This window comes from Pseudomonas flexibilis (assembly GCF_000806415.1).
In the GTDB taxonomy this organism is placed as follows: Bacteria; Pseudomonadota; Gammaproteobacteria; order Pseudomonadales; family Pseudomonadaceae; genus Serpens; species Serpens flexibilis.
This window is the reverse complement of sequence record NZ_JTAK01000005.1, coordinates 362,000-388,231: the sequence shown is the minus strand read 5'-3', so window position 1 is coordinate 388,231 and position 26,232 is coordinate 362,000. Positions and strand designations below refer to the sequence as shown.

The window sequence follows — 26,232 nt, the reverse complement described above, 5'->3', positions numbered from 1 at the left end:
CTCGCACCGCGATGGGCGCCGGAAAGCGGGGCGGGCGCCGATGCCCTTTGTTAGCTGTTCATCCGTGCTGGTGCATCGAAGGTAACGGCTCCGCCATCGGAGCCAGACGATGCAGCGATTCCCATACGTTCAGACCCATTTTCGACACGCACTTGCCGCTGCGCTGCTGCTCGCCATGGCGCTGGCGGCTGGTTGTGCGGGCAGCGTGGCGCGGGACCAGTCGGCAACCCCGGCGGCCGCAACCGCCGCTCCTGCATTCGAGCCTGCACCAGTGCCGGCCGTGCGCTACGGCCGCTATACCCTGGTCGAACTGGCGCCCACGGCGGCCCAGTGGGATCTCCTTTCCCAGGTGGTCGAGGTTTCCGTTCCCGACACCCTGCATGCCAGCGTCGGCGACGCCTTGCGGCACCTGCTGCAGCGCTCCGGCTATCGGCTGTGCGACGGCGCGGACAGCGAGACGCTGCTGGGCCTGCCGCTGCCGGCGGCCCACTACCGGCTCGGCCCGATGCTGTTGCGCGATGCGCTGCTGACCCTGGCCGGTTCGCCCTGGCGCTTGCAGGTGGATGAGCCGCAGCGCCAGGTGTGTTTCGCCCGTGCCGATGCGGAGCCGTCCGAGGCGCCTTTGAGTGGGGATGGTCGCCATGAATGAGCACGCGCGCCGGCAACCGACGCTGTTGGCGGTGGCCAGCGCTGCCTGGCTCATCTTCATCAGCGCTCTGGTGCTGATCGACTACGTGGCCTGGTCGAACCGCACCGATCCCGAACTGCTGGATGCCCGCATGGCGCTGTTCGAGGGTCGCCTCGATGCTCTCGATAAGCGATTCGGAGAAGCGCGCCGGCAACCGCCCGGCGTGGAACAGGCGCGCTATGAGCACGAACGCCAGGTGCTGGTGCAACGCCTAGCAGCGATCGAGCAGGCCCTTTCCGAGCGCCTGCCTACCAGCGAGCTGGCGGCGTTGCAGGCGCGGCTGGCCGCGCTGGAAGCGCGGCCGTTGCCCCGGCCGGCGCCGGTCGTAGCGCCACGTCCGCGCACCGTTGCGGCCAAGCGGCCGGCACCGGTCGAGCCGGCGTTCCGGGTTATGGGCCTCGAATGGCGTGGCGGTGAGCGATTTGTGTCGTTGCTGTCCGGCGATGCCGGCACGCTGTCCGAGGCCCGCCTTTTGCTGGTTGGCGAGGAGGAGGGCGGCTGGCGGCTCGAAGCCATTGAGGCCGATCACGTCATCTTCCGTAAAGCGGGCGCGACGCAGCGCCTGCCCATGCCGGGGCGCTAGTCGATGTGCCTGCCGCGACCGCTGGCTATGGTCCTCTGCTGCGAGCTGATCATCCTTGGGCAGCCCGCTCTGGCGCAGAACCAGACCGAGCGCGCTTCGACCACCACCCATAGCCAGGCGCTTACGCTCGACGAGTCGAAACAGGCCCGCGACTGGGGGCTGCAGGACGAGGAGTGGACCCGTTACCGCGAGCTGATGCGCGGGCCGCTCGGCATTCATTCACCGGGTCTCGATCCGCTGACCGCGCTGGGTATCGAGGCTCGCACCGACGAGGAGCGGCGCCACTACGCCGAACTGCAGGTGCAGGCCGAGGCCCGGCGTGTGGAGAAGCTGCTCACCTACCAGCGCGCCTACGACGAGGCCTGGCAGCGCCTGGCTCCGGATCTGCTGCGGATCAGCCCCGCTGCCGAGCCTGTTCCGGCGCGCCTTGCGGTGTTCGTCTCGGCGCAATGCCCGACCTGCGCGCAGCAGGTGCGGCGCCTGCAAGCTGCGGGTAGCGCGTTCGATCTCTACCTGGTGGGCAGCGGCGGTGACGATGCGCGACTGCGGGCCTGGGCGCAGGCCGCCGGTGTCGATCCGGTAAAGGTGCGCGCCGGGCACATCACCCTCAATCACGACGCGGGCCGCTGGCTGTTGCTCGGCCAGCCGGGCGAGCTGCCCGCCGTACTGCGTCAGGTGGCCGGCCAATGGCGGCGCCAGCCCTGAGCCGCGCTCGTCGCTGGCTGCCGCTGCTGGGCGGCTGGCTGGTCGGCGTAGTGTCGGCCCAGGACATCCCTCCAGCCTATGAAATGGCGGCTCAGCTCGCCGGCGTACCGGCCAGCGTGCTGTACGCCCTGGCGCTGCAGGAAAGCGGCCGGCGCTTGCATGGCCGGCTGGTGCCCTGGCCCTGGACGCTCAACGTGGCCGGCATTCCGAGGCGCTTCGCCCGCCGCGACGCGGCCTGTGCCGCGCTGCGCCAGGCCCTGCGCGAGGTGCCGTCGACCCGCATCGACGCCGGCCTGGGACAGATCAACCTGGGCTACCAGCGGCACCGCTACCGCGAGCCCTGCGAGCTGCTCGACCCCTACCGCAACCTGGCAGTCGCCGCGGCGATTCTGCGCGAGCAGCACGTGCCGGGAGACACCTGGCTGATCACGGTCGGCCGCTACCATCGCCCGGCCGGCGGCGCACCCGCCGCGCGCTATCGCCAGGGAGTCGAGCGGCACCTGGCGCGCGTGCTCGGCGTGTCGGGGCAGGGCGCCCAACGAGGAGATGCCCCGCCATGAAGCGTACCCACCTGCGTACGGTTGCACCGGCATTGCCCGGTCTGCTGGCCCTGGCCACGCCGTCGATGCTCCCCGCCGCGCCGCCGCCGCTGATCGTTGTCGAGGATCTGGGCGGGGCGCCGGCGCAGCCCTATTACCAGGCGCTGGGCCTGACGCCTCGCGACGCCGCGGTGCTGCCGCGCGCACAGCCTGAGCGGAAACGCCCCTTCACCGAGGCCGATCTGCTGCCGGTGCGCTCGACGCACCTGACGCCCGGCCTGGTGGCGCCCCGGGTGCTGCGGGCACCCGGATTGCTGCCGGTGTTCCTGATCGGCGACGACGTCCGCTCGCGTGACTGGCTGCGCCAGCGCCTGAACCAGTTGCGCGACCTGGATGCCATCGGCCTGGTGGTGCAGGTGGAAACGCCGCAGGCGCTGGCGGCGCTGCGCGCCTTGGCTCCCGGGCTGACCCTGGCGCCGGTGTCCGGTGACGAGCTGGCACAGCGCCTGAGCGTGCGGCACTACCCGGTGCTGATCACCGCCACCGCGATCGAGCAGTGAGACGCGGGCATGTCGAGCGCCCATGCCATCGAAGTGCTGCTGCGGCCGGCCGTGGAGCTGTACAGCGTGGCGGTCTGCGCCGCCGCCGCGCTGCTTTGCGTGACCGCGCCCTGGGCACTGGCCCTCGATCCGCTCCTCGGCCTGGGCAGCGCGCTGGGCTTTCTCACCTTCGGCGCAGTGCGCCTGCGCCAGGCCTGGGTGATCCTGCGCTACCGGCGCAACATCCGTCGTCTGCCGCGCTACTGGATGCGCAGCCGCGATGTTCCGGTGAGTGCGCAGCGGTTGTTCATCGGCCGCGGCTTTCGCTGGGAGCAGCGACACACCCACCGACTGGCGCAGACCTACCGCCCCGAGTTTCGCCGTTACGTCGAGCCGCCCGCGCTGCAGCGCCTGGCGCGGCGACTGGAGGCGCGGCTGGAATTCGCGCCGCCGCCGCTGGCCCGGCTGGCACGCCTGCTGGCCTGGGACAGCCCGCTCAACCCGGTGCGGCCACTGCCACCGCTGGGCGGCCTGCCGCGCCTGCATGGCATCGAGCCGCAGGAAGTCGACGTCAGCCTGCCGCTGGGCGAGCGGGTCGGCCACAGCCTGGTGCTGGGCACCACACGGGTCGGCAAGACGCGGCTGGCCGAGCTGTTCATCACCCAGGACATCCGCCGCCGGGTCAACGACGAGCACGAGGTGGTGATCGTCTTCGACCCCAAGGGCGACGCGGACCTGCTCAAGCGCATGTACGTCGAGGCGCGGCGGGCCGGGCGGGAAGGAGAGTTCTACGTTTTCCATCTCGGCTGGCCGGAAATCAGCGCCCGCTACAACGCGGTGGGGCGCTTCGGGCGCATCTCGGAAGTGGCCACGCGCATCGCCGGCCAGCTGTCCGGAGAAGGCAATAGCGCGGCGTTTCGGGAATTCGCCTGGCGCTTCGTCAACATCATCGCCCGCGCCCTGGTGGCGCTGGGGCTGCGCCCGGACTACCTGCTGATCCAGCGCCATGTGGTCAACATCGATGCGCTGTTCCTGGAATACGCCCGGCACTTCTTCGCCAAGGCCGACCCCAAGGCCTGGGAGGTGATCGTCCAGCTCGAAGGCCGGCTCAGCGACAAGAGCATCCCGCGCCATATGGTCGGTCGCGAGAAGCGCGTGGTGGCGCTGGAGCAGTACCTGGCCCAGGCGCGCACCTACGATCCGGTGCTCGACGGCCTGCGTTCGGCGGTGCGCTACGACCGCACCTACTTCGACAAGATCGTCGCCAGCCTGTTGCCGCTGCTGGAGAAGCTCACCACCGGCACCATCGCCCGGCTGCTCGCCCCGGACTACACCGACCTGGCCGACCCGCGACCGATCTTCGACTGGATGCAGATCATCCGGAAGCGGGCGGTCGTCTATGTCGGTCTGGATGCGCTGTCCGACGCCGAGGTGGCGGCGGCGGTGGGCAACGCCATGTTCAGCGACCTGGTGTCGGTGGCCGGCCACCTCTACAAGCACGGCATCGACGACGGCCTGCCGGGCGCGCGGCCTGACCGCAAGGTGGCCATCAACGTGCACGCCGACGAATTCAACGAGCTGATGGGCGATGAGTTCATTCCGCTGATCAACAAGGGTGGCGGCGCCGGCATGCAGGTCACCGCCTACACCCAGACCCTCAGCGACATCGAGGCGCGCCTGGGCAACCGCGCCAAGGCCGGCCAGGTGATCGGCAACTTCAACAACCTGTTCATGCTGCGCGTGCGCGAGACCGCCACCGCCGAGCTGCTGACCAGACAGCTGCCCAAGGTCGAGGTGCACACCACCATGGTGGTCAGCAGCGCCACCGACAGCTCCGACATTCACGGCGCGACCGACTTCACCAGCAACGCCCAGGAGCGCATCAGCGCGACCAGCGTGCCGCTGATCGAGCCCGCGCATGTGGTCGCCTTGCCCAAGGGCCAGTGCTTCGCGCTGATCGAGGGTGGCACCCTCTGGAAGGTGCGCATGCCGCTGCCGGCGCCGGATCCGGACGAGCTGATGCCCGCCGACCTGCAGCAACTGACCGCGCAGATGCGCCAGCGCTACGCGGAAGCGGGGCAGTGGTGGAGCGGTACGGGCTCGCCGAACGACGGACTGCCAACGGATCTGACCGAGGACTGGCCGCCGGCGGAAGAGGGTAAGGACGGCGAGGCTCGGCCGTGAGGGAACCGGTCGGCACCGCCCCGCGACAGCAGGCGGCCTCGCGTGGTCTGTTCATGCGCCTGTTGAGCCTGCCGTGGCGGCTATTCGGCATGCTGTGCGCCTCGCTGCTGCTGTCGATCCTGGTCGAATGCGTGGGCCTGCACCTGTTCTGGCGTGAGCAGGGTTGGCGACACGCCGAGGCGATGCTCGATTTCGAATTGGAGCAGCTCTCCAGCCAGTTCACCCGCAGCGCCCTGGTGCGCGAACCGGGTCGTACCGCGCAGCGGCTGGTGGATAGCGCCCAGGAATGGCTGTTTGTGAAAAATGGCTTGCAGCAACTGCGCCTCAACGCCGCAAACACCCCGGCGACATCACCTACGGGCATGCCCAATGCCGGGTACTACCTCGGCCAGGGCTATGTCTGGATGGAGAATTACCTGCTGGCCGCCGCCTACACCACGCTGACCTTCCTCGTGCGGCTGCTGGTCCTGGCACTGAGCCTGCCGCTGTTGCTGCTCGCTGCCTTTGTCGGCCTGGTGGATGGGCTGGTACGCCGCGACATTCGGCGCTTCGGCGCCGGGAGGGAATCCGGCTTCGTCTACCACCGCGCCAAGGCGTTGCTGATGCCTGTGGCGGTGCTGCCGGGGGTGGTCTACCTGGCGTTGCCGGTGTCGTTGCATCCGTTGTGGATTCTGCTGCCGGGGGCGGTGGGGTTGGGGCTGGTGGTGAATGTGGGGGTAGGGAGTTTCAAGAAATATCTGTGAGAATGTGCAGGCCAACTGGGTTGGGGGACCGGCAAATCGATGGTGGCTTTGGAGTCTGCTAGGTTGACGCTGTAAACGTCCGGTTGTGATAATCCGCGACCGGCTAACAAGCCGCCCTGATTCACGGCAGCATTCGCTGCGGGGAGTCGCCATGAGCAAGTCGCCAGGAAAGACCATGAGCAATCTCTCGCAGGCACTTATTACGGCTGCATTGGGACTCATGGTTGTTATGAGTCCGCCGCCGCACAACAGCAGCCTGACAGCCAGACGCAAACCGCGCCGATCGAGCAGCAGCAAGCCATGCAGGCGCTCGCCGAAGCAATCCATGCGGTCAGTCAGCAGGCCCACGAGCTTGAGCGGGTTTTCATGAGTCTGGCCAAGAAATACACGCGCGACGGCGTTGAGGCATACATCGGTCCAGAGAACTGCGCGGTGCTTCAAGAGCTGGTAACCAGCCTGCGCGGCATTGAGCTTGCCCTGAAAAACGTCGAGGTGCCGGCTCCGCTCTCTGAGCTTCATGCGCAATTGCGCCGATCCGTCGCCAAGGGTCGATCGTGGGTGTCCGTGGTCAACGATCTGGCGCGTCAGGCCTATGAAACTCCTCGTTCAATCGATGGGCATACCAGCGGTGATGCACTGCGGGCCCTGGCGGTCTGATTTCCTTATGTATAAGGGAACGGGTCAGTTGCCGAGGTACTTCGGAAGAGATGTCCCGTACACGCAGCCGCATGCCGCCTTTCGCGCGCAGCTCATGCACATCCATTTGAGGCTGCCTCCGTCGTTGTTTCCCGCCAACCTGCCGCAACAGGATCGTGTATGCAGAAAGGGTGCTCCGGAGCGGGATGCTGCGTTGGTCTATGTTCGGGGTGAGCTGGAGGACAACCGCTACTGCATCTTTGGAGTTTTCTACCCTGACGCCCATGCCAAGGCCAGGGAGGAGAAGACTATGCGCTACCTGGCTCGCCTGGCTCAACGCTTCAGGGATGAGCATTGAGTACCTGAGCTTTGCCAAGGACAGGCCCTTCCGAATTTCTTGAGCTGCTTTGCATTCGCCGCTTCGGCGGAGAGCAGGAATCCGGCTATGTACCACATCTCCAAGGTAGGGTGCTATGGTCATCAAAATGCGATGCATCCTAGCGGCTAAAAGGGTATAACAATATCCCACGAATGAATCCCCGCCAGTCCCATGCCATGTAGTCGAGCAAGGATGCCAAGCCGTCTTATCGAGTCTTTGACCCAATCACAACGCGATCGGCTTGCGTTCGTGGAGCTGCGTGTGCGATTCCTTGGCGAGATTCGCCGCCACGATTTGGTAACGCGATTCGGTATCCAGTCCGCGGCTGCATCCAGAGATCTGGCGCTGTACAAGGACCTGGCTCCAGGCAACATCGACTATGACTCCAAGGGTAAGTCATACGTGCTGGGGCCGAGATTTCAGCCGATCTTCAACTTCCTCCCAGAGCGAGTGTTGTCGTGGCTGACACAAGGCTTTGGTGACGGCGAACCAATGTGGCTCAGTCCGTGGGTAACCAGCGAGAGCCCCTCACGGCTCACACATCCAAATCTGGATGTGTTGGCTAGCGTGACCCGGGCGATCCACCACAAATGTCCGTTAGGCATCGAGTACCACTCCATCTCTAGTGGCCGCAATCAGCGGGAAATCGTCCCGTTTGCGCTGATCGACAATGGCCTCCGCTGGCATGTCCGTGCCTTCGACCGAAACTTCCAAGAGTTCCGCGATTTCGTCCTTACCCGGATCAGTAACCCTGTCGTGCTCAATGGCCAGCCAGCAGCGGTCCATGAAGTGAGTGATCAAGACATGCAGTGGGCTCGGATCGCCGAACTTGAGTTGGTTCCCCACCCTAATCAGCCCCGACCAGAAATCACTGAAATGGACTACGGCATGCGCGATGGCGTGTTGCGGATAAAACTGCGCGCAGCAACCGCCGGGTACGTTTTGCGCGAGTGGAGTGTCGATTGTTCACCGGATCATTCCCTGCGCGGACATGAGTATCGGCTTTGGTTGAAAAATCCCTCGGCCCTCTCTGGTGTGCGCAATGCGGTACTGGCGCCGGGTTATCGCACCCCTGATCAGCGACGGCTTGAAGCCGAGACGGACTAAGGGGATGAGCATGCTTGCAAAACTCGAACGCCTCATTGGCGAAATCGGCGACCTCAACAGCAAGTTGATCCTGCTGGTCGGCCCCTCCCGCAGTGGCAAGACCCAACTGCTGCGCCAGCTCGGCGCCAAGCTCAACATCGAGCCGCTCAATGTCGGCCTGGAGCTGGGGCGCCGTTTGGCCGCCACGCCGAACAACAAGCGCGGTTTCTCGGCAGGCGAACTGCTGCGGGAGATCGCGGACAAGGAACGAACTGAAGACCCGCTGCTGCTCGATAACCTCGAGTTGCTGTTCGAGCCGGGCCTGCAGATCAACCCGCTTGACCTTGTCAGGCGGCTGGCTCACTCCAAGCGCGTCGTGGCTGTCTGGCCTGGCGAGCTGCGCGGTGATCGCTTGGTATACGCGGACATGAGCCATCCAGAACATCGTGACTACAGCCGCGACGGTGCGGTTGTATTTGAAATTTGACCTGAATTTGAAAGTAGAGAGCAGGGAAGAGAGAACCATATGGCCAAGAACATGAAATACGGGGATCTGATCCAGTTCGAGCAGATCGAGTCAGTCATTCAACTGCTCGATGCCGGACGTCCGGACGAGGCCAAGAAGCTCGTCGCGACCTACGTCATCTCCGACGACATGGCCGAACGGATCTCCAAGCTTATGGTTCCCCAGCTCAGTTTCGACGACTCGGTCGATCACAAGGGTGTGCTGATCGTCGGCAACTACGGCACCGGTAAGTCGCACTTGATGTCGGTGCTGTCGTTGGTGGCTGAAGACGCCGCCTACGCTCCGATGATCCGTCACCCGAAGGTGGCTGAGGCTGTTGCCTCGATCGCTGGCCGCTTCAAGGTGCTGCGCATAGAGGTGGGCGGGCTGCAGATGCCCCTGCGCCAGATCATCACCCTGCAGCTTGAGCGTTTCCTCGAAAAGATCGGCGTCGACTACACCTTCCCGACCGCCGACAAGGAGCTCAACAACAAGGATTCCTTCGAGGAGATGATGGCCGCGTTCGCGGAGAAATTCCCGGACCAGGGTGTGCTGCTCGTCGTCGACGAGTTCCTGGAATACCTGCAGTCCCGTCGTGATCACGAACTGGTGCAGGACCTGGCCATCCTGCGCCAGATCGGCGAAGTGACCAAGCACCTGAAATTCCGCTTCGTGGCCGGTGTCCAGGAAGCCATTTTCGACAGCGTGCGCTTCCAGCACGTTGCCGACAGCATGCGCCGCGTCAACGAGCGCTTCACGCAGATCCTGATCGACCGCCAGGACGTCAGCTTCGTAGTCTCCGCGCGCCTGCTCAAGAAAACGGCTGACCAGCAGAACAAGATCCGCGAATACCTCACGCCGTTCGCCAAGTTCTATGGCTCCATGAACGAGCGGATGGACGAATACGTGCGGTTGTTCCCGGTTCACCCGGACTACCTGAAGACCTTCGAGCAGATCCACTTCACCGAGAAGCGTGGCGCGCTCAAGACCATCGAGGCAGCCATGCTGGCCATCCTCGAACAGGAAGTGCCCGCCGACAAACCGCTGTTCATCAGCTACGAGAGCTTCTGGAACACCATCAAGGCCAACTCGGTTCTGCGCGCTGATCCCAACATCAAGGAAGTCATGCGCGTCTCCGAAGTGCTGGAGTCCCGCGTGCAGCAGGCCTTCACGCGCCCGGCCTACAAAGCCATGGCGTTGCGCGTCATCAACGCGTTGGCCGTCCACCGCTTGACCACGGGCGGCGACATCCATGTACCCATCGGCCCCACGGCTGCCGAGCTACGAGACGCCTTGTGTCTGTTCCAGCCGGGCGTGGAGGACATGCCAGGCGATCCGGCCGAGAACCTGCTGTCGATGGTGCAGACTGTGATGCGGGAAGTGCTGAAGACCGTCAACGGTCAGTTCATCTCCAAGGCGCCGGATACCGAGCAGTACTACCTCGACCTCAAGAAGGACATCGACTACGACGCCCAGATCGAAAAACGCGCCGAAGCCCTGTCCGACGACGCACTGGACCGCGCCTATTACAGCGCCGTCAAAGCGCTGATGGAGTGCAGCGACGACCTGCGTTACCCCGGCTTCCAAATCTGGCAGTACCAGCTCGAGTGGCAGGAGCGCCGTGTCGAGCGCATGGGCTACTTGTTCTTCGGGGCGCCAAACGATCGGCCCACGGCCCAACCCGAGCGCGACTTTTACGTCTACTTCATCCAGCCCTTCGACAAGCCGAAGTTCGCCGACAACAACCTGTCGGACGAGGTCTTCTTCCGCCTCACCGGGCTGGACGACGATCTCAAGCAGCATCTGTCATCCTACGCGGCGGCGCTCGATCTGGCATCCACCGCCAGTGGTGGCGCCAAGGCCATTTACCTCTCCAAGGCACAGGATTTCCTGCGCGCCATGAGCAAGTGGTTGCAGGAAAAGCAGATGACCGCCTTCGAGGTCACCTACCAGGGCAAGAAAAAGAACCTGCAGGAGTGGACCAAAGGCGTGTCGCTGCGTGACCGGGCGCGACTGGGTGCGGACGAACGCATCAACTTCCGCGATGTGGTGAACGTCATTTCGGGTCTGGTACTTGGCCAACGTTTCGTCGATCTCTCGCCGGAATACCCCACCTTCTCGGTGCTGGTCACCGAGGCCAACCGCAAGCAACTGATCGGCAACGCACTGCGGGCACTGGCCGGCGGTACTCGCACCAAGGATGCACTCGCCGTGCTCGATGCGCTGGAATTGCTCGATGGCGACCGCGTCGACCCGGCCAGCTCCCGTTACGCGCAGGAAGTACTCAACCGGCTCAAGGCCAAGGGCCACGGCCAGGTGCTCAACCGCAGCGAACTGCTATCGGGCACATCTGACGTCGAGTATTTCGCGCCGATCAAGTACCGGCTGGAGCCCGATTTGCTGGTCACCGTGCTGGGAGGCCTCGTCTACTCCGGCGACATCGTGCTGTCGATCACCGGCGACAAGATCGACTCCGGCAAACTGAACCAGCTGGCAGAACGCTCACTGGAGGAACTCAAGCAGTTCAAGCACGTCGAGGCGCCCAAGGAGATCAACCTCGCGGTGCTGCGTGCCCTGTTCGAGTTGTTCGACCTCCCGTCAGGCCTGGCCCAGAAGGCCAGCCAGGGCGACACCGAGCCGGTCATCAAGCTCCAGGAGAAAGTCAGCGCATTGGTGCCACGCGTGCTCAAGGCCGGCTCTGACCTGCAACAAGGCAAACTCGGCTTCTGGGGTCAGAACCTGCTGCGCGAGGAAGAAGCCAAAGACTGGCACGCCCGGCTGGATTCGCTGAAGAAGTTCACCGAGTCGCTGGCTCCGTACAACACCGTCGGCAAGCTCAAGAACCTGCGTGTCACGCAGGAAGACCTGGACGGCCAGAGGAAGAATCTGGAGATCCTGGCCGCCGTCGAGCGTCTGCTCGAACTGGTGGTGGAGCTGGGCAGCACGGCGTCCTACCTTTCGCAGGCCGAGATGGTGTTGCCCTCCGAGCACCCTTGGGTGAAGCAGGCCGAAACCGCCCGCAAGGCACTGCAGGAAAAGCTGAGCCAAGACCGCACGGCCGAGCACGCGGCAGAATACCGGCAGACGCTCAACCAGCTCAAGAAGGACTACATCACCGCCTACATCGCCAGCCACAGCAAGGCCCGGCTGGGCGTGGCCGAGGACAAGACCCGCAACGCCCTGCGCAAAGACGACCGCCTGCTGGCACTACGCGTGCTGGCCGGCGTGTCGCTGATGCCCACCAGCCAGCTAACCGCCTTCGAGGAGTCGCTCAACGGCTTAAAGAGCTGTTCCTCGCTGGATGAGCCGACCCTGGTCACGGCCGCCGTCTGCCCGCACTGCCAGTTCCGCCCGTCTGCTGAGCAGTTGGAGCTAATTCCGGCGGTCAACCGCCTGAACAAGCTGGACGAGGACCTGGATCAGCTGGTGGCCAACTGGCAGCAAACCCTGCTGGAGAACCTGGAAGACCCGTTCACGCAGGACAGCCTGGGCCTGCTGCCGCCCGCATCCAAGAAGTTGATTGATGCCTTCCTGACCTCGCGCAAGCTGCCGGACCCGATGACCAGCGAATTCGCCAACGCCGTGCAGGAGGCGCTGTCGGGGCTTGAGAAAATCGCGGTCAAGGGAGACGAGATCAGGCAGGCGCTGCTGCAAGGCGGCTCCCCGGCCACGCCGGACGACCTGCGCAAGCGCTTCGACACCTTCATGAACGAGCGCTGCAAGGGCAAGGATGCCACCAAACTGCGCTTTGTGATCGAGTGAGGTGACAGAGATGCAGAGCCAAGGTGTATCAGACATTGATGTCCTCGCACTCTCTGTGCGCGACCCCGAGTCCAAGAGGCTTATTCATGAGGCGATTACTGCCTATCGTGGTGGCGCGTTCCGATCTGCAATCATGTCCACTTGGATATCGGTTGTATACGACATTTTCTCCAAAGCGAGAGAGCTATCTGTCCAAGGGGACGCTGCTGCCACTGCATTCATTGTCAAAGTCGACTCTGCAATTAACTCACAGTCTGTGGCTCAGATGCAGACTATTGAGAGAGAGCTTCTTGAGTCTGCATGTACCCATATGCAAATGCTGACAAAGCATGAGCACGAGGCGCTGTCTCGCATTCAAAATGACCGAAATCTGTGCGCTCATCCAGCCTTCGTTACCGACGATGATTTCTTTCAGCCGGTCCCAGATTTAGTCAGAACGCACATTGTTCATGCGCTTCGGCTATTACTAATTCATGCGCCGCTACAAGGCAAGAGTGCGTTGGCTCGATTCAGGACGGATATTCTCAGTCCGTCCTACCCAACGAATCGAGATGGCATCCGGGTATTCGTCGTAACAAAATATCTGGGCAGGGCAAAAGACGTGCTGGTTGCCAACCTGGTAAAGGTGCTTATCAAATCGCTTTTTCTCGATGACTCTGCAGACTTCCTGAGTCGGCGTAGGTTGGTCGCATGGACACTAAGCGAAGTAGCGAATTCCAAGCCAGCTATCTTTGATGCGACAGCAGTACCTTTTGTTGGGCCATTCTTCGATGGCATCGATGACGAGAAGTTGATGGATATTTGCGTGCTCTTGGGGGCGGAGAATCGTTTATGGGATTGGCTATCAGAGGCTACTAAGCTTCGACTGCTTCGATTGATTGAGGATGCAAACGTCAGCCAGCTTAAGGCGCACCATGTCTTTGATGCTTTCTCGGTCCAACGAGTCGCTGATGCATTGCTTGCCCGCTTCTATGCTTTTAACAAGGATGAGCAAGTTGAGCTCATAGCGGATAATCCGAGGCGAGAGTTCATCGATCAAGGTATCCGCATATACGCCGATTCCCCAAGTTATCGCGAATCTGAGCGGTTGGGCCAGGCGTTAATTCTGCCACTTGCCACTAATTTTGCTGCGCAAGATGTGAAAAGGCTCCTCGAAGCAGTTCTTGGAAACAGTCAAATTTCTTATGCGTCCGGTACGCCAGATATTCTGCTAGACGTGTTCAGGATCACTCAGCCGCTGCTTGATGATACTAAGGCTGATTGGCAAATATTTGTAAACGCCATGACCGAACAGCACGGCGGGAAGGAAGATGCACATTACTCATACCCAGCGATTCGCGCACGCCTTTCCGCTGCCTAAAGGATAAACCCAGTGACTAATTCACTATTTTCTGCAGAAAACCAAAGTACACCTGTCGAATGCTTTGGCCAGACTTTTCCTAGCGAACATGCGCGGCGCGAGCACTTCACCAAGCTGCTGGCTGAGAAGCTGAAAGATCCGGCGTTCCGCAAGATCGAAGGCTTCCCGCAGGGTACGGACGAGGCCATCTTGGCGATGTCGGACCCGCCGTACTACACCGCATGCCCGAATCCCTTCCTCGAAGACTTCGTGCGTCACTACGGCAAGCCATACGACCCGAGCGCGAAGTACAGCCGCGAGCCGCAGACGATCGACGTCTCGGTTGGCAAGACCGACCCGCTCTACAAGGCGCACTCGTATCACACCAAGGTTCCACATCTTGCGATCGTGCCGTCCATCCTGCACTACACCGAGCCTGGTGACATCGTTCTTGATGGTTTCGGCGGTTCGGGAATGACCGGTGTTGCAGCGCAGTGGTGCGGATCGGCGCCCTCAGCCTATCGGCATGAGCTGGAAACCGAATGGAAAAAGCAAGGCAAAGCCGCGCCAAAGTGGGGAGCTCGGCGCGTCATTCTCAACGACCTGTCGCCAGCAGCAACCTTCATCGCGGCAAATTACAACCTGCCGTTCGATGTCGAGACGTTTGCCAAGGAAGGAAAGAGACTGCTCAACGAGGTTGAGCAGGAACTTGGCTGGATGTACGAAACACTGCATACCGATGGCAAGACAAAGGCCCGGATTGAATACACCGTTTGGAGTCAGGTATACAGCTGCCCAGAGTGTGCTGGCGAAGTTAATTTCACCGAGGAAGCGTTGGACGAAGACTCCAAGCGCGTTAAGGATGAATTTCCGTGCCCGCATTGCGGTACAACTCTGACCAAGTCCCGACTGGAACGTCTATACACAACGAAGGTTGATCCTAGCGCCGGGAACTCTATCAAGGTGCCTAAGCGCGCGGCGGCATTGATCGTTTACTTAATCGGTAAGTCTCGATACGAGAAGAAGCCAACAGTAGACGATTTGAGCATCATTGACCGCATCGAAGCGTTGCCGCTCCAGTCGATGGTGCCGACGATCGAAATCCCGCCAATGCACATGACGCATGAGCGGGCACGGATGGACTATGTTGGCATCACTCACATCCATCATTTCTTCTTACCACGAGCTGCGCAGGCGATGGGTGTGTTGTGGGCAAAGGCTCGGGCGCATCCCGATCCGCGAATTCGCGCGTTTCTGCTGTTCTTCGTAGAGCAAGCAATTTGGGGTATGTCTGTCCTTGCCCGCTATGCGCCCACGCATTTCTCACAGGTAAATCAGTACCTCAATGGGGTTTATTACGTAGCATCGCAGCACGCGGAATGCAGCCCGTGGTACATCCTAGAAGGAAAGCTCGGGAGACTCGCGAAGACATTCCAAGCCTTCGGTGCACGCCAAGCTGGAGCAGGTATCACAACCGGCTCCGTGGCCTGTTTGCCGTTGGCTTCTGGATCGATCGACTATATCTTTACCGACCCACCTTTCGGTGAAAATATCTACTACGCAGATCTGAATTTCTTGGTGGAGTCTTGGCATCGTGTGACCACGGATGCACAGCCCGAGGCAATCGTCGATCGCTTCAAGAAGAAGGGGCTCCCCGAGTATCAGCATTTGATGCAGCGTTGCTTTACCGAGTACTACCGTGTCTTGAAGCCTGGTCGTTGGATGACTGTCGTCTTCTCCAACAGCAAGGCTTCCGTGTGGAATGCCATCCAGGTGGCGCTTCAGCAGGCTGGATTTGTGGTCGCTGAGGTGACCGCACTCGATAAAGTTCAAGGCAGCTACCGACAAGTCACTTCCGCTACGGCCGTCAAACAGGACCTGGTGATCTCCGCATACAAGCCGAATGGAGGCTTGGAGGACCGGTTCAATCGTGATGGCCCGACCGTGGATTCGGCATGGGACTTCGTACAAACCCATTTGAAGCAATTGCCGGCTGTCAAAGTTACCTCGGGCTATCCGCAGGAACTGTTGAACATCGTAGAGCGCGATCCGCGTCGCATTTACGACCGCATGGCGTCCTGGTTCATCCGACACGGCACGATGGTGCCGATTTCGACGCCGGAGTTTCTGGCTGAGTTGCCTGTTCGTTTCCGCGAGATGGATGGCATGGTGTTCTTGCCCGACCAGCTGGTCGAGTACGAGAAGGCGCGGTCGCGCATACCCCAGGTGAAACAGGCCGAGTTGTTTGTTTCCGATGAGCGCAGTGCCATCGACTGGCTGACCAACTTCCTGCTCAAGCGCCCATCAACTCGGTCGGAGATTCACCCCGAGTACATCCCGCAGATCGGGTCGGCCAAGCGCAAGGGCGAGATCATTCCGGAATTGGACCAGCTGCTTGAGGACAACTTCTTGCGCTACGAAGGTGCTGGAGATGTGCCGAGCCAGATCCACAGCTACCTATCGACCAACCACAAGGATCTGCGCGGGCTGGAGAAGAACAGTCCAGCGCTAGTAGCCAAAGCGAAAGATCGTTGGTACGTGCCCGACCCGAATAAGGCGCAGGATCTGGAGAAGAAGCGCGAGAAGGCACTGCTCAAGGAATTCGAGGCCTATCGGTCGTTCACGGGCCGCAAGATCAAGGAGTCGCGTCTGGAGGTGCTGCGTGCCGGTTTCCGCGCTGCATGGGCAGCCAAGGACTACCAGACCATCATCGGCATCGCCAACAAACTGCCAGAGGAAACGCTGCAAGAGGACGAGAAGCTGCTCACTCTCTATGACCTCGCACTGACCCGTACCGAAGACGGGGTCTGAACGTGGCCGGCGGCGGGTTCACCATTGGCGACTGGTGTTGGTTCACTCGGCAGGCATCGCCCTGCCGCGTGATCGAACGTCAGGACGTGTGGGGCGAGGTGGCCTATCGCGTGTGGCTGCCTGCCAAGGACGCTGTTGTGCGTGCGCGGGCCGTCGATCTGGCATCGTTGGAAAGCGTGCGCCCGAGCGTGGAGCAGATCCTGCACACCACGGCGGCGGCCAAACTGCTGGACGCGCTGGAGGACAACCTGCTGTTGGCGCCGATCCAATCCAGCGTGGTGCCGCTGCCGCACCAGCTTTACGCACTGAACCGCTCCATCAGCCGCGACCGCATCCGCTACCTGCTGGCCGATGAGGTGGGCCTCGGTAAGACCATCGAGGCTGGCTTGGTGCTGCGCGAATTGAAGTTGCGTGGTCGGGTGAAGCGCATCCTGGTGGTGGCGCCCAAGGGGCTGGTGCGCCAGTGGCAAGCGGAAATGCGCTTGCACTTCGGTGAGAAGTTCCAGTTCATCGAGCCGTCCGAGCTGGCGGCCTTCCGGCAGTGGCGCAGTGGCGGAGCGGGCGAGGAAGAGAATCTGTGGCGCATGCACGACCAGGTGATCTGCTCGCTGGATTCGGTGAAGCCGCTGGAAGGCCGGCGCGGCTGGAGTCTGGAGCAACTCAACACCTACAACCGCGAGCGCTTCGAGGACCTGATCTCGGCGTCCTGGGATCTGGTCATCATCGACGAAGCCCACCGCATGGGCGGCAGCACCGAGCAGGTGGCGCGCTACAAGCTAGGCGCCGCGCTGGCCGAAGCCTCACCCTATCTCTTGCTGCTGTCTGCCACGCCGCACCAGGGCAAGACCGACCAGTTCATGCGGCTGATGCAGTTGCTGGACAGGGAAGCATTCCCGGACGAGAGCAGCGTCAGCCGCGACCGGGTGCGTCCCTTCGTGATTCGCACTGAGAAGCGCGCATCGATCAACGCAGAGGGCCAGCGGCTGTTCAAGCCTCGTGTCACCCGGTTGCAGGCCGTGGCCTGGCAGGCCCGACACGGCTCGCAGCAGCGCCTTTACGAGGCGGTGACCGACTATGTGCGCCACGGCTACAACCAGGCCATGGCCGCCAAGCAGCGTCACATCGGCTTCTTGATGATCCTGATGCAGCGGCTGGTGACCTCCAGCACGGCAGCCATCCGCACCACACTGGAAAAGCGCCAAGCGCTGCTCGACGCGCCTCAACTACAGGCCAACCTGTTCGAGAACACCAGCGCCGACGAGTGGGCGGACCTCGACGGCCAGTCCCAGGTGGATCTGGCGATGCAGTCCAGCGGCTGGGAGCTGGAGAAGTCCGAAGTCGAGATGCTGCTGGAGCTGGCGCGAGAAACCGAGGCCGCAGGCACCGATGCCAAGGCCGAGGCACTGCTGGAGCTGATCTACAAGCTACAGCAAGAGGAGGGCGACCCGGCGCTGAAAGTGCTGATCTTTACCGAGTTCGTGCCGACGCAAGCGATGCTGGCCGATTACCTGGAAAGCCGGGGTTTCTCGGTGGCGACGCTCAACGGCAGCATGGACCTGGAAGCGCGCACACGGGCACAACAGGTGTTCTCCAAGGATGTGCGCGTGCTGATTTCGACGGATGCCGGTGGTGAAGGCCTGAACCTGCAGTTCTGCCACGTCATCGTCAACTTCGACATGCCGTGGAACCCGATGCGGATCGAGCAGCGCATTGGCCGGGTAGACCGTATCGGGCAAAAGCACGTGGTTCGCGCCATCAATTTGGTGCTCGAAGACACGGTGGAGCATCGGGTGCGCCAGGTGTTGGAGGAAAAGCTCGAAGTCATCGCGCAGGAGTTTGGTGTCGACAAAGCGGCCGACGTGATGGACTCGGTCGAGGCCGACCCGATCTTCGACGAGCTGTTCGTGCACGGTCTGCAGAACCCGGATGCCATCGAACAGGAGTGCGACGCGGTGGTGTCGCAGCTGCGAACCACCTTGGGGGAGTCGAAGAAGAACAGCGATCTGCTCGCCACAGAGCACGATCTGGACGCCGATGATGCCCGCAAATGGCGCGACCACCCGGCGCAGTTCTGGCTGGAGCGCGCCATCATCAGTGGGTTGGCTGCGAGAGGCGGCTCTGCAACGAAGGTTGGTAAGGCGTGGCGAGTGAAGTGGGCGGACGGCAGCGAGTCGGCGCAGGCTTGTTTTGACGCCCGCACGGCGGATGAGAACCCGGAGTTGGAATGGGTCACGATGGAAGACCCACGCGCCCGGGCAGTGATCAGCGAGCTGCCGCGCTTTGTCGCCGGCCAACCGCTGCCGGTGATCCGCGTGACTGGCTTGCCGGATTCGGTTCGCGGTATCTGGTCGCTATGGGAAATCAGCCTGGCGGCCGAAGGCCTGAGCCGCAAGCGTTTCCTGCCAGTGTTCATCAACGAGGAAGGTCGCCCCTTCGTGCCGACCGCCAAGCGCGTATGGGATCTGCTGCTGACCGAAACCGTGGACGTGCATGCCGTGACCGGTGCCGAGGAATCGGTGAGGTGGTTTGAGGCATCGCATGCGGCTGCCAGTACCCAGGGCGAGCGGATCTTCACCGAACTGCTGACCGAACACCGCGCCCGGCTGAAGGAAGAACGCGAACGTGCGGTGTATGCGTTCGAGGCCCGAGGCCAGGCCATTGGACGAATCGGGCTGCCCGCTGTGCGTGAGCACCGGCGCAAGCGGCTGCAACAGGAACACGATGCACGCATGGCGGCGCTGGACGACATGGAGGCCAGCGTGCCGGATTTGAATGCCGTGATGATGGTGCGCGTCTCCGGCGATGTGATGCCCGGAGGACAGGTGGGATGAGCCAGTGGTCAGAACGCATTCTCAGCCACTTCACGGCCGATCTCACCCGGCTGTGGGTGGCCTGCGACCCCGACGATGTGCTCCTGGACGAAAGGCTCTTGTCCAAACTGCGTAGTCGGGGCTTCGAGGTCATGCTGTACGAAGACCCGTTCGCCTTTCGGGCGGAATACGAGGAACGCTATCGCGCAGCCTGGGATCGCGGTGAGCCGGGGCCGGCGCCTTCGCTGGTTCTGCATCTGCGCAGCGCCGATGCGAATGAGTTGCCTTGGGACATCGTGCACCACGGACGTGTGGTCCGGCTCAGTCTTGCGGAGCTTTTCCCCAGGCTGGCATACAGCGCGGTACAGCAAGTCGAGCCGGAGCACTTTGCCGGGCTGTTTCATGCCCACCAGACCGAATTGCAGTCAGCGCGGGGCGAGAATGAGTCCAAGGACTTCATTCTCGAACACGTCTACCAACTGACGCCGAGATCCATTCGCAACCCGGTCGACTTCTGGCGTGAGCTGCTGCGCATGCACTTCGCCAACCGCTCGTTGCCAATACTGTTTGCCGAGCACGCGGCAGGCATCCTCCAGGGCAAGGGACTGTTCCCGGATATTCCCGTCGCCACATGGCTGGCATCCAAGAGCGCGCTGCTGCGCGTGGTGCAGGATGCGTGGTACCGCTATCTGAAGACCCTGGGTCTGGATGGCACGCGCACGGGTGAACCGCCACCGCCAGACTACCTCGCCAAGATCGAGATTCCGTTCGACCACTCCGATGTGCAGGTGCTGGTCGATTCTATGTTCCTCGACGGCAGCTTGCATCCGCTCGCGGTGCACAGCGTTCCGGCGTGGATACCGGGTTGGATTCAGGCCGGCATTGTTCAGGATCCAGCAGCATTGCAGGCATTGGTGCTCAAGGGTATCGATGGCCTGATCGAGACGATGCCAACGGCAGCCTCTTCGCACAAGGACTGGAGCGAGTTCGCCAAGCGCTACGGCGAGATTCTGGCCCGCACGCACGGCCTGCCGGGCACGGAAGGCAGCGAACACCTGCCGATGATCCGTGAGCGGATCAAGACTTTACAGGCGCAGTCAGACGAGCAACTGCAGGCGTGGGTCGCTGCCAAGCATTACGCCGACCTGATACTCCAATCTCCTGCACGATCGCCAGTAATGGTGCACCACGTTCCGCACTACTTGCGGCATCGGCGGTCCGCAGGGGAAACCAAGGTGGCTCTGCTGGTCTTCGACGGCCTGGCCTTCGACCAGTGGGTGCAGATCCGGGAGCGCCTGATCGCCACCACAAAGCGCTTCGCGTTCGACGAGGGAACCGCATTCGCATGGCTGCCGACCGTGACATCGGTGTCGCGCCAGGCGCTGTTCTCCGGCCTGAAACCGCGCGAGTTCGACGACTCCATCGACAGGACGGATAAGGAGGAATCCTTGTGGAAGACGTTCTGGCAGAACGAAGGCGTGAACGCGAATGAGGTGATGTATCGACGTGCACTACGTCAGATCCATCAGCTCGACGCACTGGAAGCGGATTTGATCGACCGACGCCCGAAGGTGGTGGGCCTGGTCATCGATGAGGTTGACGATCGGCTCCACAAGGAGCGGTCCAAGAAGGACGTGGCGGTGTGGATCGGCAACTGGCTGACGACCGGTTTCGTCGACCGGCTATTCTCATTGCTTTTGGACAAGGGATACCACATCTACCTCACGGCGGACCACGGCAACGTGGAGTCCACCGGCGTCGGCAGGCCCAGCCAGGGTGTTATTGCGGAGACTCGCGGCGAGCGCGTCCGGGTCTACCGGAGTGAGCCGTTGCTGGCTGATTCCGCTGGGGCCTATCCCACCACACTCAGGTTGGAGATCGCAGGGCTACCCGCGAACTTCATGCCCCTATTCGCAGGCGGGCGAACCGCCTTTGTGCCGGAGGGCGAACAGGTGGTGGTCCACGGCGGGGTGTCGATCGAAGAGTTGATCGTGCCCTTTGTGAAAGTCAGTTATGTGATTGGTACCGAATGAATTCATCAGCCCCAAAAATAGGCTTTGATCGGTTCATTCAGCTTGAATGGGCGGCTGCGGCACTGAATGTTCGTGCAGGCGTGGCTGGGCTAGATGATCTGAATGCACTGCTTGATGCAGCCGAACTTGGCGTGGAAGCCAAGAAGAAAACCCGCACCGTACTGAATCGGTTGTGGCTGGAGCCACGCGCCGAACTGGTCGATTACGCGGATCGCGGCGTGGCCATCCACAAGACGCAGCCGGACATTCCCGTCTCAGCGCTGTGCTGGGGCATGTCCGTGGCGACGTACCCGTTCTTTGGCAAGGTGGCCGAGCTGGTGGGCCGCCTCTCCGCCATCCAGGGCGACTGCGCGTCCGCCGAGGTCCATCGGCGCATGAGTGAAACCTATGGGGAGCGCGAAGGCACCCGGCGCATGACCAACATGGTCATCCAGAGCCAGGCAAGCTGGGGCGCAGTGGAGCGGGTCGAGAAAGGCAAGCGTGTTATCCGGCTGGCATCAACACCGATCGTCAGCGACGAGCTCACGACTTGGTTGATCGAAGCAGCTGTGCGCTATGCCGGCAAGCCCGTTTCAGTGCCTAGCCTTCAGGCCCTACCCGTTTTGTTCCCGTTTACTCTGATGCGACCTCTGGCTTATGTGGTGTCGAGCAGTGCGAATCTAATCTTGCGATCGGAAGGGCCGAGTAGCCAGTACGTTGCTTTACGAGAGAACATCTAATCAGGAGCTTACAGCCAGTGCCCAGGCACCTCGATCCCATAGTTCTTCGCCACAGTCTTAAGTGTGGTGATGATCTCGCTATGTCGAGCATGGTCGGTCGGCTGCCAAGTTGCTCGGTGCTCCAACAAGCTCTTCAGTTCGCCTAGGTTGTACATGCCCAGACGGTGGAAATTGCCCCAGCTGGGGATCCCGAACAGGTTGTAAATGACCACGGTGGCGTCTCGCTCGCTGGCCAGGCGCTTATCGCCGGTCAGCTTCGCGGCAGCCTCTTCGGCTTCGTCGCGGTCTTCATAGGTATTAAGCAGTTTCATAGTCTTGCCTGGCTGATGGACCGGGGAGATTACCAAAGCACTGTTCTGAATGTCCCCAATCGGACGGCGGCTAAACCGGTAGCAGTCGAAACCCATTTCCTGCTCCCCGAGCCGGTTTCTTATTACCACCATCACACCATCCTCAAGCTCATGGATTGGCGTGATGTGCATTCTTCCCCTCAAGCTCACCCAGTGCCCCGCGGCCTTGCTGCTGGCGGCACTGTGGCTTTGGGCCTCTAACGCCTCCGCCAGCGACCCAGATCTTCATCGGCAGGATTTGGCCATCGCCCTGCGCCAGCTTGATCTGCTGGACCGCTTCCTCGTCACCGCCGCCTCGATCCACCAGCCAAACCCCTCCGAGCGCTACCACTTCGACCACGCCCGCCTGCGCGAGGATCTGCAGCGCGTTCGTGCCGGCATTCAGGCATACCTGTCTCCGCCGCGCGCTCAGCCGCGCGAGCCGGAGCCGTTGGCCGGCGATTACCTGCTGTCTACACGGACCGCTGATGCGCAGGCGGCGCCGTGACCGCTGCCCAGGTGAGCGCCTTCCAGGCCAATGGCGGCGTTGCGCCGGCGATCGTGGCGACCCTGCTGCTCGGTCTGGTGTTCGCCGTGCTGCTGGTGTGGGGCGTATGGGCGATGCGCACCGCCTACGTCGGCTGGGCCGAGCAGCGCCTGTCGCTGCGCCAGTTCCTCGGGGTCGTGGTGCGCTTCGTCGCGCTGTACCTGGTGCTGACCTTCTTCCTTCTGTCCTGACCACCCGCAAAGGCCCGACCGCCATGAAGACCGAACCGCGTTTCCCTCGTTTTACCCTCAACCTCCTGGCCTTGGCGGCGCTGCCGTTGCCGGCCCTGGCGCAAGGCCTGCCGACCATGGAGGACCCGTCGCGCGGGCAGGGCAGCGGCATCATGCAGACGCTGCAGAACTACGGCTACGACATCGTGCTGCTGGTGGCGCTGCTGGTGGTGGCCTCGATGTTCGTGGGCGTGTGTTACCACGCCTACACGCGCTATTCGGAGATCCACACCGGGCGCGCCACCTGGGGCCAGTTCGGCCTGACGGTGGCGGTAGGCGCGATCCTGCTGGTGGTGGGAATCTGGCTGCTCACCAACGCCACCGGCGTGCTCTAGGATCGACGCCGACATGGCCACTGACGAGCGTCAGGTGACCTTCCTGCCGCACCGGCTGAATCACCAGCCGGTGGTGGTGCGCGGGCTGACCGCCGACGAGCTGTGGATCTGCGTGGCGCTGTCGGCATCTGGCGGACTGCTTATCGGCCTGCCGCTGGCCTGGCTGCTGGGCAGCGTCGCGGTGCTGCCCACACTGCTGGTGGGCTGCATCGCGCTGGGGGGGCTCGTCGGCGGCGGGTTGTTGCGCCGGCACAAGCGTGGCCGGCCGGACACCTGGTTGTACCGGCAGCTTCAGTGGCGCCTGGCGGTACGGTATCCGCTGGTGGCGGACTGGCTGGGCGGGCAGGGGCTGATCACCCGCTCGGGCTACTGGACGACGCGCCGCAGCGCCGGCCGGGGGCCGCGATGAGCCGCTTTCGCAACGAGGTCTGCCATCTGCAGGCACATGTGCGCACCCTGCGCCTGGCGCTCGGCGCGCTGTTCCTGTTGGCGCTGCTGCTGGGCTTCGGCTGGTGGAGCGCGCCCAGTCAGTTGACCGTCCATGTGCCGCCGGACCTGCGTTCGGGCAGCACGCGCAAGTGGTGGGACGTGCCGCCGGAGAGCGTGTATGCCTTCACCTTCTACGTCTGGCAGCAGCTGCAGCGCTGGCCGAGCAATGGCGAGGAGGACTATCTGCGCAACCTGCAGGCTCTGTCCGCCTACTTCACGCCAGCCTGCCAGGCGTTTCTGCGTCAGGACTACGAGCACCGCCGCAGCAGCGGCGAGCTGCGTCAGCGCGTGCGCGGCATCTATGAGATTCCCGGGCGTGGCTATGGCGACAACCCCGCCGCGCGGGTGCGGGCACTGTCGGCCCGCGACTGGGTGGTGACCCTGGATGTCAGCGCCGATGAGTACTACGGCGCCGAGCAGGTGAAGCGCGCCCTGGTGCGCTATCCGCTCAAGGTCATCCGCCTGGACATCGACCCGCAGCGCAATCCGTTCGGCCTGGCGCTGGACTGCTACGCCAGCGCGCCGCAACGCATCGAGCCGCCGGTCGCCGAGCCTGGGCAGGGAGGGAAGCCATGAGGTGGGCAGTCATTCGCGGTGCCGTGCTGGTGGCGGCCCTGGGCCTGGCGCCGCTGAGCCAGGCCGTGGAGATTCTGCGTTGGGAGCGCTTGCCGCTGAGCGTGTCGCTGCAGGTCGGGCAGGAGCGGGTGGTGTTTGTCGATCGCCGCGTGCGGGTCGGCGTGCCCGCCGCGGTGGGCGAACGGCTGCGCGTGCAGAGTGCGGGCGGCGCGCTCTACCTGCGGGCCAGCGAGGCGCTGGGGCCGACGCGGCTGCAGGTGCAGGATGTGGAGACAGGCGAGCTGCTGTTGCTGGATGTGGTGGCCAGTGCCGCGGCTGCCGGCGCGGCGCCCCTGGAGCCGCTGCGCATTGTCAGTGCGGAAGCGGCTACGGTGGGCGAGATGGAGCCGTCTCCGCCGCGGCCGACGCCGTTGCCGGTGGTGCTGACGCGGTACGCGGCACAGATGCTGTATGCGCCGCTGCGTACCGTCGAGCCGCTGCCGGGCGTCGCCCGGGTCGGTCTGCGCGAGGATCTGCCGCTGCAGACCCTGTTGCCGACGCTGCCGATTCAGGCGCGGGCCCTGGCGGCCTGGCGTCTGGGCGACCACTGGGTCAGCGCGGTACGCCTCAGCAACCAGTCCGCGCGCTGGCTGGAACTGGATCCCCGCACACTGCAGGGCGCGTTCGTGGCGGCCACCTTTCAGCACGCCACCCTCGGCCCGGCGGGCGAGGCGACGGATACCACCGTGGTCTACCTGGTGACGCGCGGGCAGGGTCTGGCCGGTGCGTTGCTGCCGGCGCCCGTCGTGCCGGCCCAGTGAATGGCTGCGTCGAGCACGCCCAGCCATAGTTCCCCCCCATCTTGTTGATCCGGCAGAACCAGGTCGATTGATCGTTAGCGTGATTGCAACTAGCATTAGTTGCAGCTCGGAGGGTGCATGACCAAGCATGCAAAGTTGCTGGCGAAACTGCTTAGCAAACAGGCCGGATTCACCTGGCCTGAGCTGGTGTCTTTGCTGTGCAGCCTGGGGTATCGGCAGATCGAGGGAGCGGGGAGTCGTGTCAAATTCGACAATGGTGATCCGCGCGCGATGATCAACCTGCACAGGCCGCACCCGGGTAACGAGCCGAAGGCTTATGTGAAACGCCAGGTGGTCGAGCACCTGAAGGCGGGAGGATTGATTGGATGAGCAATCTGTTGAAGCACCGGGGTTATTACGGCTCGATCGAAGCCAGTCCGGAGGACAACTGCCTGTTTGGCAGGCTCCAGTTCATCCGGGCGCTGGTCAGCTACGAAGGCGAAACCGTCGCCGAGCTGAAGGAGGCGTTTGAGCAGGCGGTGGATGATTATCTGGACACCTGCGCGAGCCTGGGGCAGGAGCCCGAGGTACCTTGCAAGGGCTCGTTCAACGTTCGCATCGGGCACGACCTGCATCTGGCCGCCAGCGTTGCGGCAAACCGGCAGAGCATTACGCTGAACGACCTGACCCGCCGCGCGCTGGCCGAGTATCTGGCGCATCACCCATAGCACTGCGCCAATTGCCTCGCCGCCGCTTAGTCGTGGCGGTTTCCCGTGACACGCAACGAATCCGGTACCCTCCAGCTCCCCATTGCCTCCCGCATAACGATCCACGCCCGCGCATCATGCCGTTCCCTGACCCCAAGGAATGGCGTGATGCACACCGC

General features: G+C 62.9%; 26 protein-coding genes. 25 read left to right on the top strand and 1 reads right to left on the bottom strand.

Going from position 1 to position 26,232, the window contains the following annotated elements; genetic code table 11:
- The first annotated feature begins 109 nt into the window (after positions 1-109).
- The 17 genes from pilL2 (at position 110) to PT85_RS13865 (ending at position 22,061) form a co-directional block, all read left to right on the top strand.
- Positions 110-649, top strand: a complete 540-nt coding sequence (gene pilL2 / locus PT85_RS13940) for a PFGI-1 class ICE element type IV pilus protein PilL2 (protein ID WP_052237690.1) — start codon at positions 110-112, stop codon at positions 647-649.
- Positions 642-1,271, top strand: a complete 630-nt coding sequence (locus PT85_RS13935) for a hypothetical protein (protein WP_039607056.1) — start codon at positions 642-644, stop codon at positions 1,269-1,271. The genes pilL2 and PT85_RS13935 overlap by 8 nt, the downstream gene beginning before the upstream one ends.
- A gap of 3 nt (positions 1,272-1,274) precedes the next feature.
- Complete coding sequence (locus tag PT85_RS13930) at positions 1,275-1,976, top strand: TIGR03759 family integrating conjugative element protein (protein WP_039606986.1); 702 nt, start codon at positions 1,275-1,277, stop codon at positions 1,974-1,976.
- A complete protein-coding gene (locus PT85_RS13925; RefSeq protein ID WP_039606985.1) occupies positions 1,958-2,536 on the top strand; it encodes a lysozyme family protein in 579 nt (192 codons plus the stop codon). Before PT85_RS13930 ends, PT85_RS13925 begins: the two co-directional genes overlap by 19 nt.
- On the top strand, positions 2,533-3,075 hold the full coding sequence (locus PT85_RS13920) for an integrating conjugative element protein (RefSeq protein WP_039606984.1): 543 nt from the start codon (positions 2,533-2,535) through the stop codon (positions 3,073-3,075). The genes PT85_RS13925 and PT85_RS13920 overlap by 4 nt, the downstream gene beginning before the upstream one ends.
- Positions 3,076-3,084: 9 nt before the next feature.
- On the top strand, positions 3,085-5,238 hold the full coding sequence (traD, locus tag PT85_RS13915) for a type IV conjugative transfer system coupling protein TraD (protein WP_039606983.1): 2,154 nt from the start codon (positions 3,085-3,087) through the stop codon (positions 5,236-5,238).
- Positions 5,235-5,981, top strand: a complete 747-nt coding sequence (locus tag PT85_RS13910) for a TIGR03747 family integrating conjugative element membrane protein (protein WP_039606982.1) — start codon at positions 5,235-5,237, stop codon at positions 5,979-5,981. Before traD ends, PT85_RS13910 begins: the two co-directional genes overlap by 4 nt.
- Positions 5,982-6,281: 300 nt before the next feature.
- Complete coding sequence (locus tag PT85_RS18075; RefSeq protein WP_052237688.1) at positions 6,282-6,638, top strand: hypothetical protein; 357 nt, start codon at positions 6,282-6,284, stop codon at positions 6,636-6,638.
- Positions 6,574-6,975, top strand: coding sequence for a type II toxin-antitoxin system YafO family toxin (locus PT85_RS13905; RefSeq protein WP_082013073.1), 402 nt, complete (start codon positions 6,574-6,576; stop codon positions 6,973-6,975). The genes PT85_RS18075 and PT85_RS13905 overlap by 65 nt, the downstream gene beginning before the upstream one ends.
- A gap of 213 nt (positions 6,976-7,188) precedes the next feature.
- A complete protein-coding gene (locus tag PT85_RS13900) occupies positions 7,189-8,103 on the top strand; it encodes a WYL domain-containing protein (RefSeq protein ID WP_039606981.1) in 915 nt (304 codons plus the stop codon).
- Positions 8,104-8,113: 10 nt separating this feature from the next.
- Positions 8,114-8,569, top strand: coding sequence for a BREX-3 system P-loop-containing protein BrxF (brxF, locus tag PT85_RS13895; RefSeq protein WP_039607054.1), 456 nt, complete (start codon positions 8,114-8,116; stop codon positions 8,567-8,569).
- A 39-nt stretch (positions 8,570-8,608) separates the two neighbouring features.
- A complete protein-coding gene (locus tag PT85_RS13890) occupies positions 8,609-12,349 on the top strand; it encodes a DUF6079 family protein (RefSeq protein WP_197058174.1) in 3,741 nt (1,246 codons plus the stop codon).
- 10 nt (positions 12,350-12,359) lie between these two features.
- Positions 12,360-13,709, top strand: coding sequence for a hypothetical protein (locus tag PT85_RS13885; RefSeq protein ID WP_139182022.1), 1,350 nt, complete (start codon positions 12,360-12,362; stop codon positions 13,707-13,709).
- A 12-nt stretch (positions 13,710-13,721) separates the two neighbouring features.
- On the top strand, positions 13,722-16,499 hold the full coding sequence (locus PT85_RS13880) for a DNA methyltransferase (RefSeq protein ID WP_039606979.1): 2,778 nt from the start codon (positions 13,722-13,724) through the stop codon (positions 16,497-16,499).
- A gap of 68 nt (positions 16,500-16,567) precedes the next feature.
- Complete coding sequence (locus PT85_RS13875) at positions 16,568-19,330, top strand: DEAD/DEAH box helicase (RefSeq protein WP_234702708.1); 2,763 nt, start codon at positions 16,568-16,570, stop codon at positions 19,328-19,330.
- Entirely contained in the window at positions 19,327-21,342 is a 2,016-nt protein-coding gene (pglZ, locus tag PT85_RS13870; protein WP_039606977.1) for a BREX-3 system phosphatase PglZ, read from the top strand. Before PT85_RS13875 ends, pglZ begins: the two co-directional genes overlap by 4 nt.
- Positions 21,339-22,061, top strand: coding sequence for a hypothetical protein (locus PT85_RS13865; RefSeq protein WP_039606976.1), 723 nt, complete (start codon positions 21,339-21,341; stop codon positions 22,059-22,061). The genes pglZ and PT85_RS13865 overlap by 4 nt, the downstream gene beginning before the upstream one ends.
- Before the next feature lie 8 nt (positions 22,062-22,069).
- Here the strand turns inward: PT85_RS13865 and PT85_RS13860 are convergent, their stop codons facing one another.
- The gene (locus PT85_RS13860) at positions 22,070-22,372 is read right to left on the bottom strand and encodes a hypothetical protein (RefSeq protein WP_039607052.1); all 303 of its coding nucleotides are present in this window, start codon (positions 22,370-22,372) and stop codon (positions 22,070-22,072) included.
- A gap of 163 nt (positions 22,373-22,535) precedes the next feature.
- On the opposite strand from PT85_RS13860, the gene PT85_RS13855 reads away from it, so the two are divergent.
- The 8 genes from PT85_RS13855 to PT85_RS13820 all read left to right on the top strand — a co-directional run bounded on the left by PT85_RS13855 (position 22,536) and on the right by PT85_RS13820 (position 26,074).
- The gene (locus PT85_RS13855; protein WP_039606975.1) at positions 22,536-22,898 is read left to right on the top strand and encodes an integrative conjugative element protein, RAQPRD family; all 363 of its coding nucleotides are present in this window, start codon (positions 22,536-22,538) and stop codon (positions 22,896-22,898) included.
- Positions 22,895-23,128, top strand: coding sequence for a TIGR03758 family integrating conjugative element protein (locus tag PT85_RS13850; protein ID WP_039606974.1), 234 nt, complete (start codon positions 22,895-22,897; stop codon positions 23,126-23,128). The genes PT85_RS13855 and PT85_RS13850 overlap by 4 nt, the downstream gene beginning before the upstream one ends.
- A gap of 23 nt (positions 23,129-23,151) precedes the next feature.
- Complete coding sequence (locus PT85_RS13845) at positions 23,152-23,502, top strand: TIGR03745 family integrating conjugative element membrane protein (RefSeq protein ID WP_039606973.1); 351 nt, start codon at positions 23,152-23,154, stop codon at positions 23,500-23,502.
- 13 nt (positions 23,503-23,515) lie between these two features.
- Positions 23,516-23,911 carry a TIGR03750 family conjugal transfer protein gene (locus tag PT85_RS13840; RefSeq protein WP_039606972.1) on the top strand — a complete coding sequence of 132 codons (396 nt, stop codon included), beginning with the start codon at positions 23,516-23,518 and terminating at the stop codon, positions 23,909-23,911.
- Positions 23,908-24,567, top strand: a complete 660-nt coding sequence (locus PT85_RS13835; RefSeq protein WP_039606971.1) for a PFL_4703 family integrating conjugative element protein — start codon at positions 23,908-23,910, stop codon at positions 24,565-24,567. The genes PT85_RS13840 and PT85_RS13835 overlap by 4 nt, the downstream gene beginning before the upstream one ends.
- On the top strand, positions 24,564-25,367 hold the full coding sequence (locus tag PT85_RS13830; RefSeq protein WP_052237685.1) for a TIGR03749 family integrating conjugative element protein: 804 nt from the start codon (positions 24,564-24,566) through the stop codon (positions 25,365-25,367). The genes PT85_RS13835 and PT85_RS13830 overlap by 4 nt, the downstream gene beginning before the upstream one ends.
- 117 nt (positions 25,368-25,484) lie before the next feature.
- Positions 25,485-25,736, top strand: a complete 252-nt coding sequence (locus PT85_RS13825; protein WP_039606970.1) for a type II toxin-antitoxin system HicA family toxin — start codon at positions 25,485-25,487, stop codon at positions 25,734-25,736.
- Positions 25,733-26,074, top strand: a complete 342-nt coding sequence (locus PT85_RS13820) for a type II toxin-antitoxin system HicB family antitoxin (RefSeq protein ID WP_027589671.1) — start codon at positions 25,733-25,735, stop codon at positions 26,072-26,074. The genes PT85_RS13825 and PT85_RS13820 overlap by 4 nt, the downstream gene beginning before the upstream one ends.
- The last annotated feature ends 158 nt before the right edge of the window (positions 26,075-26,232 follow it).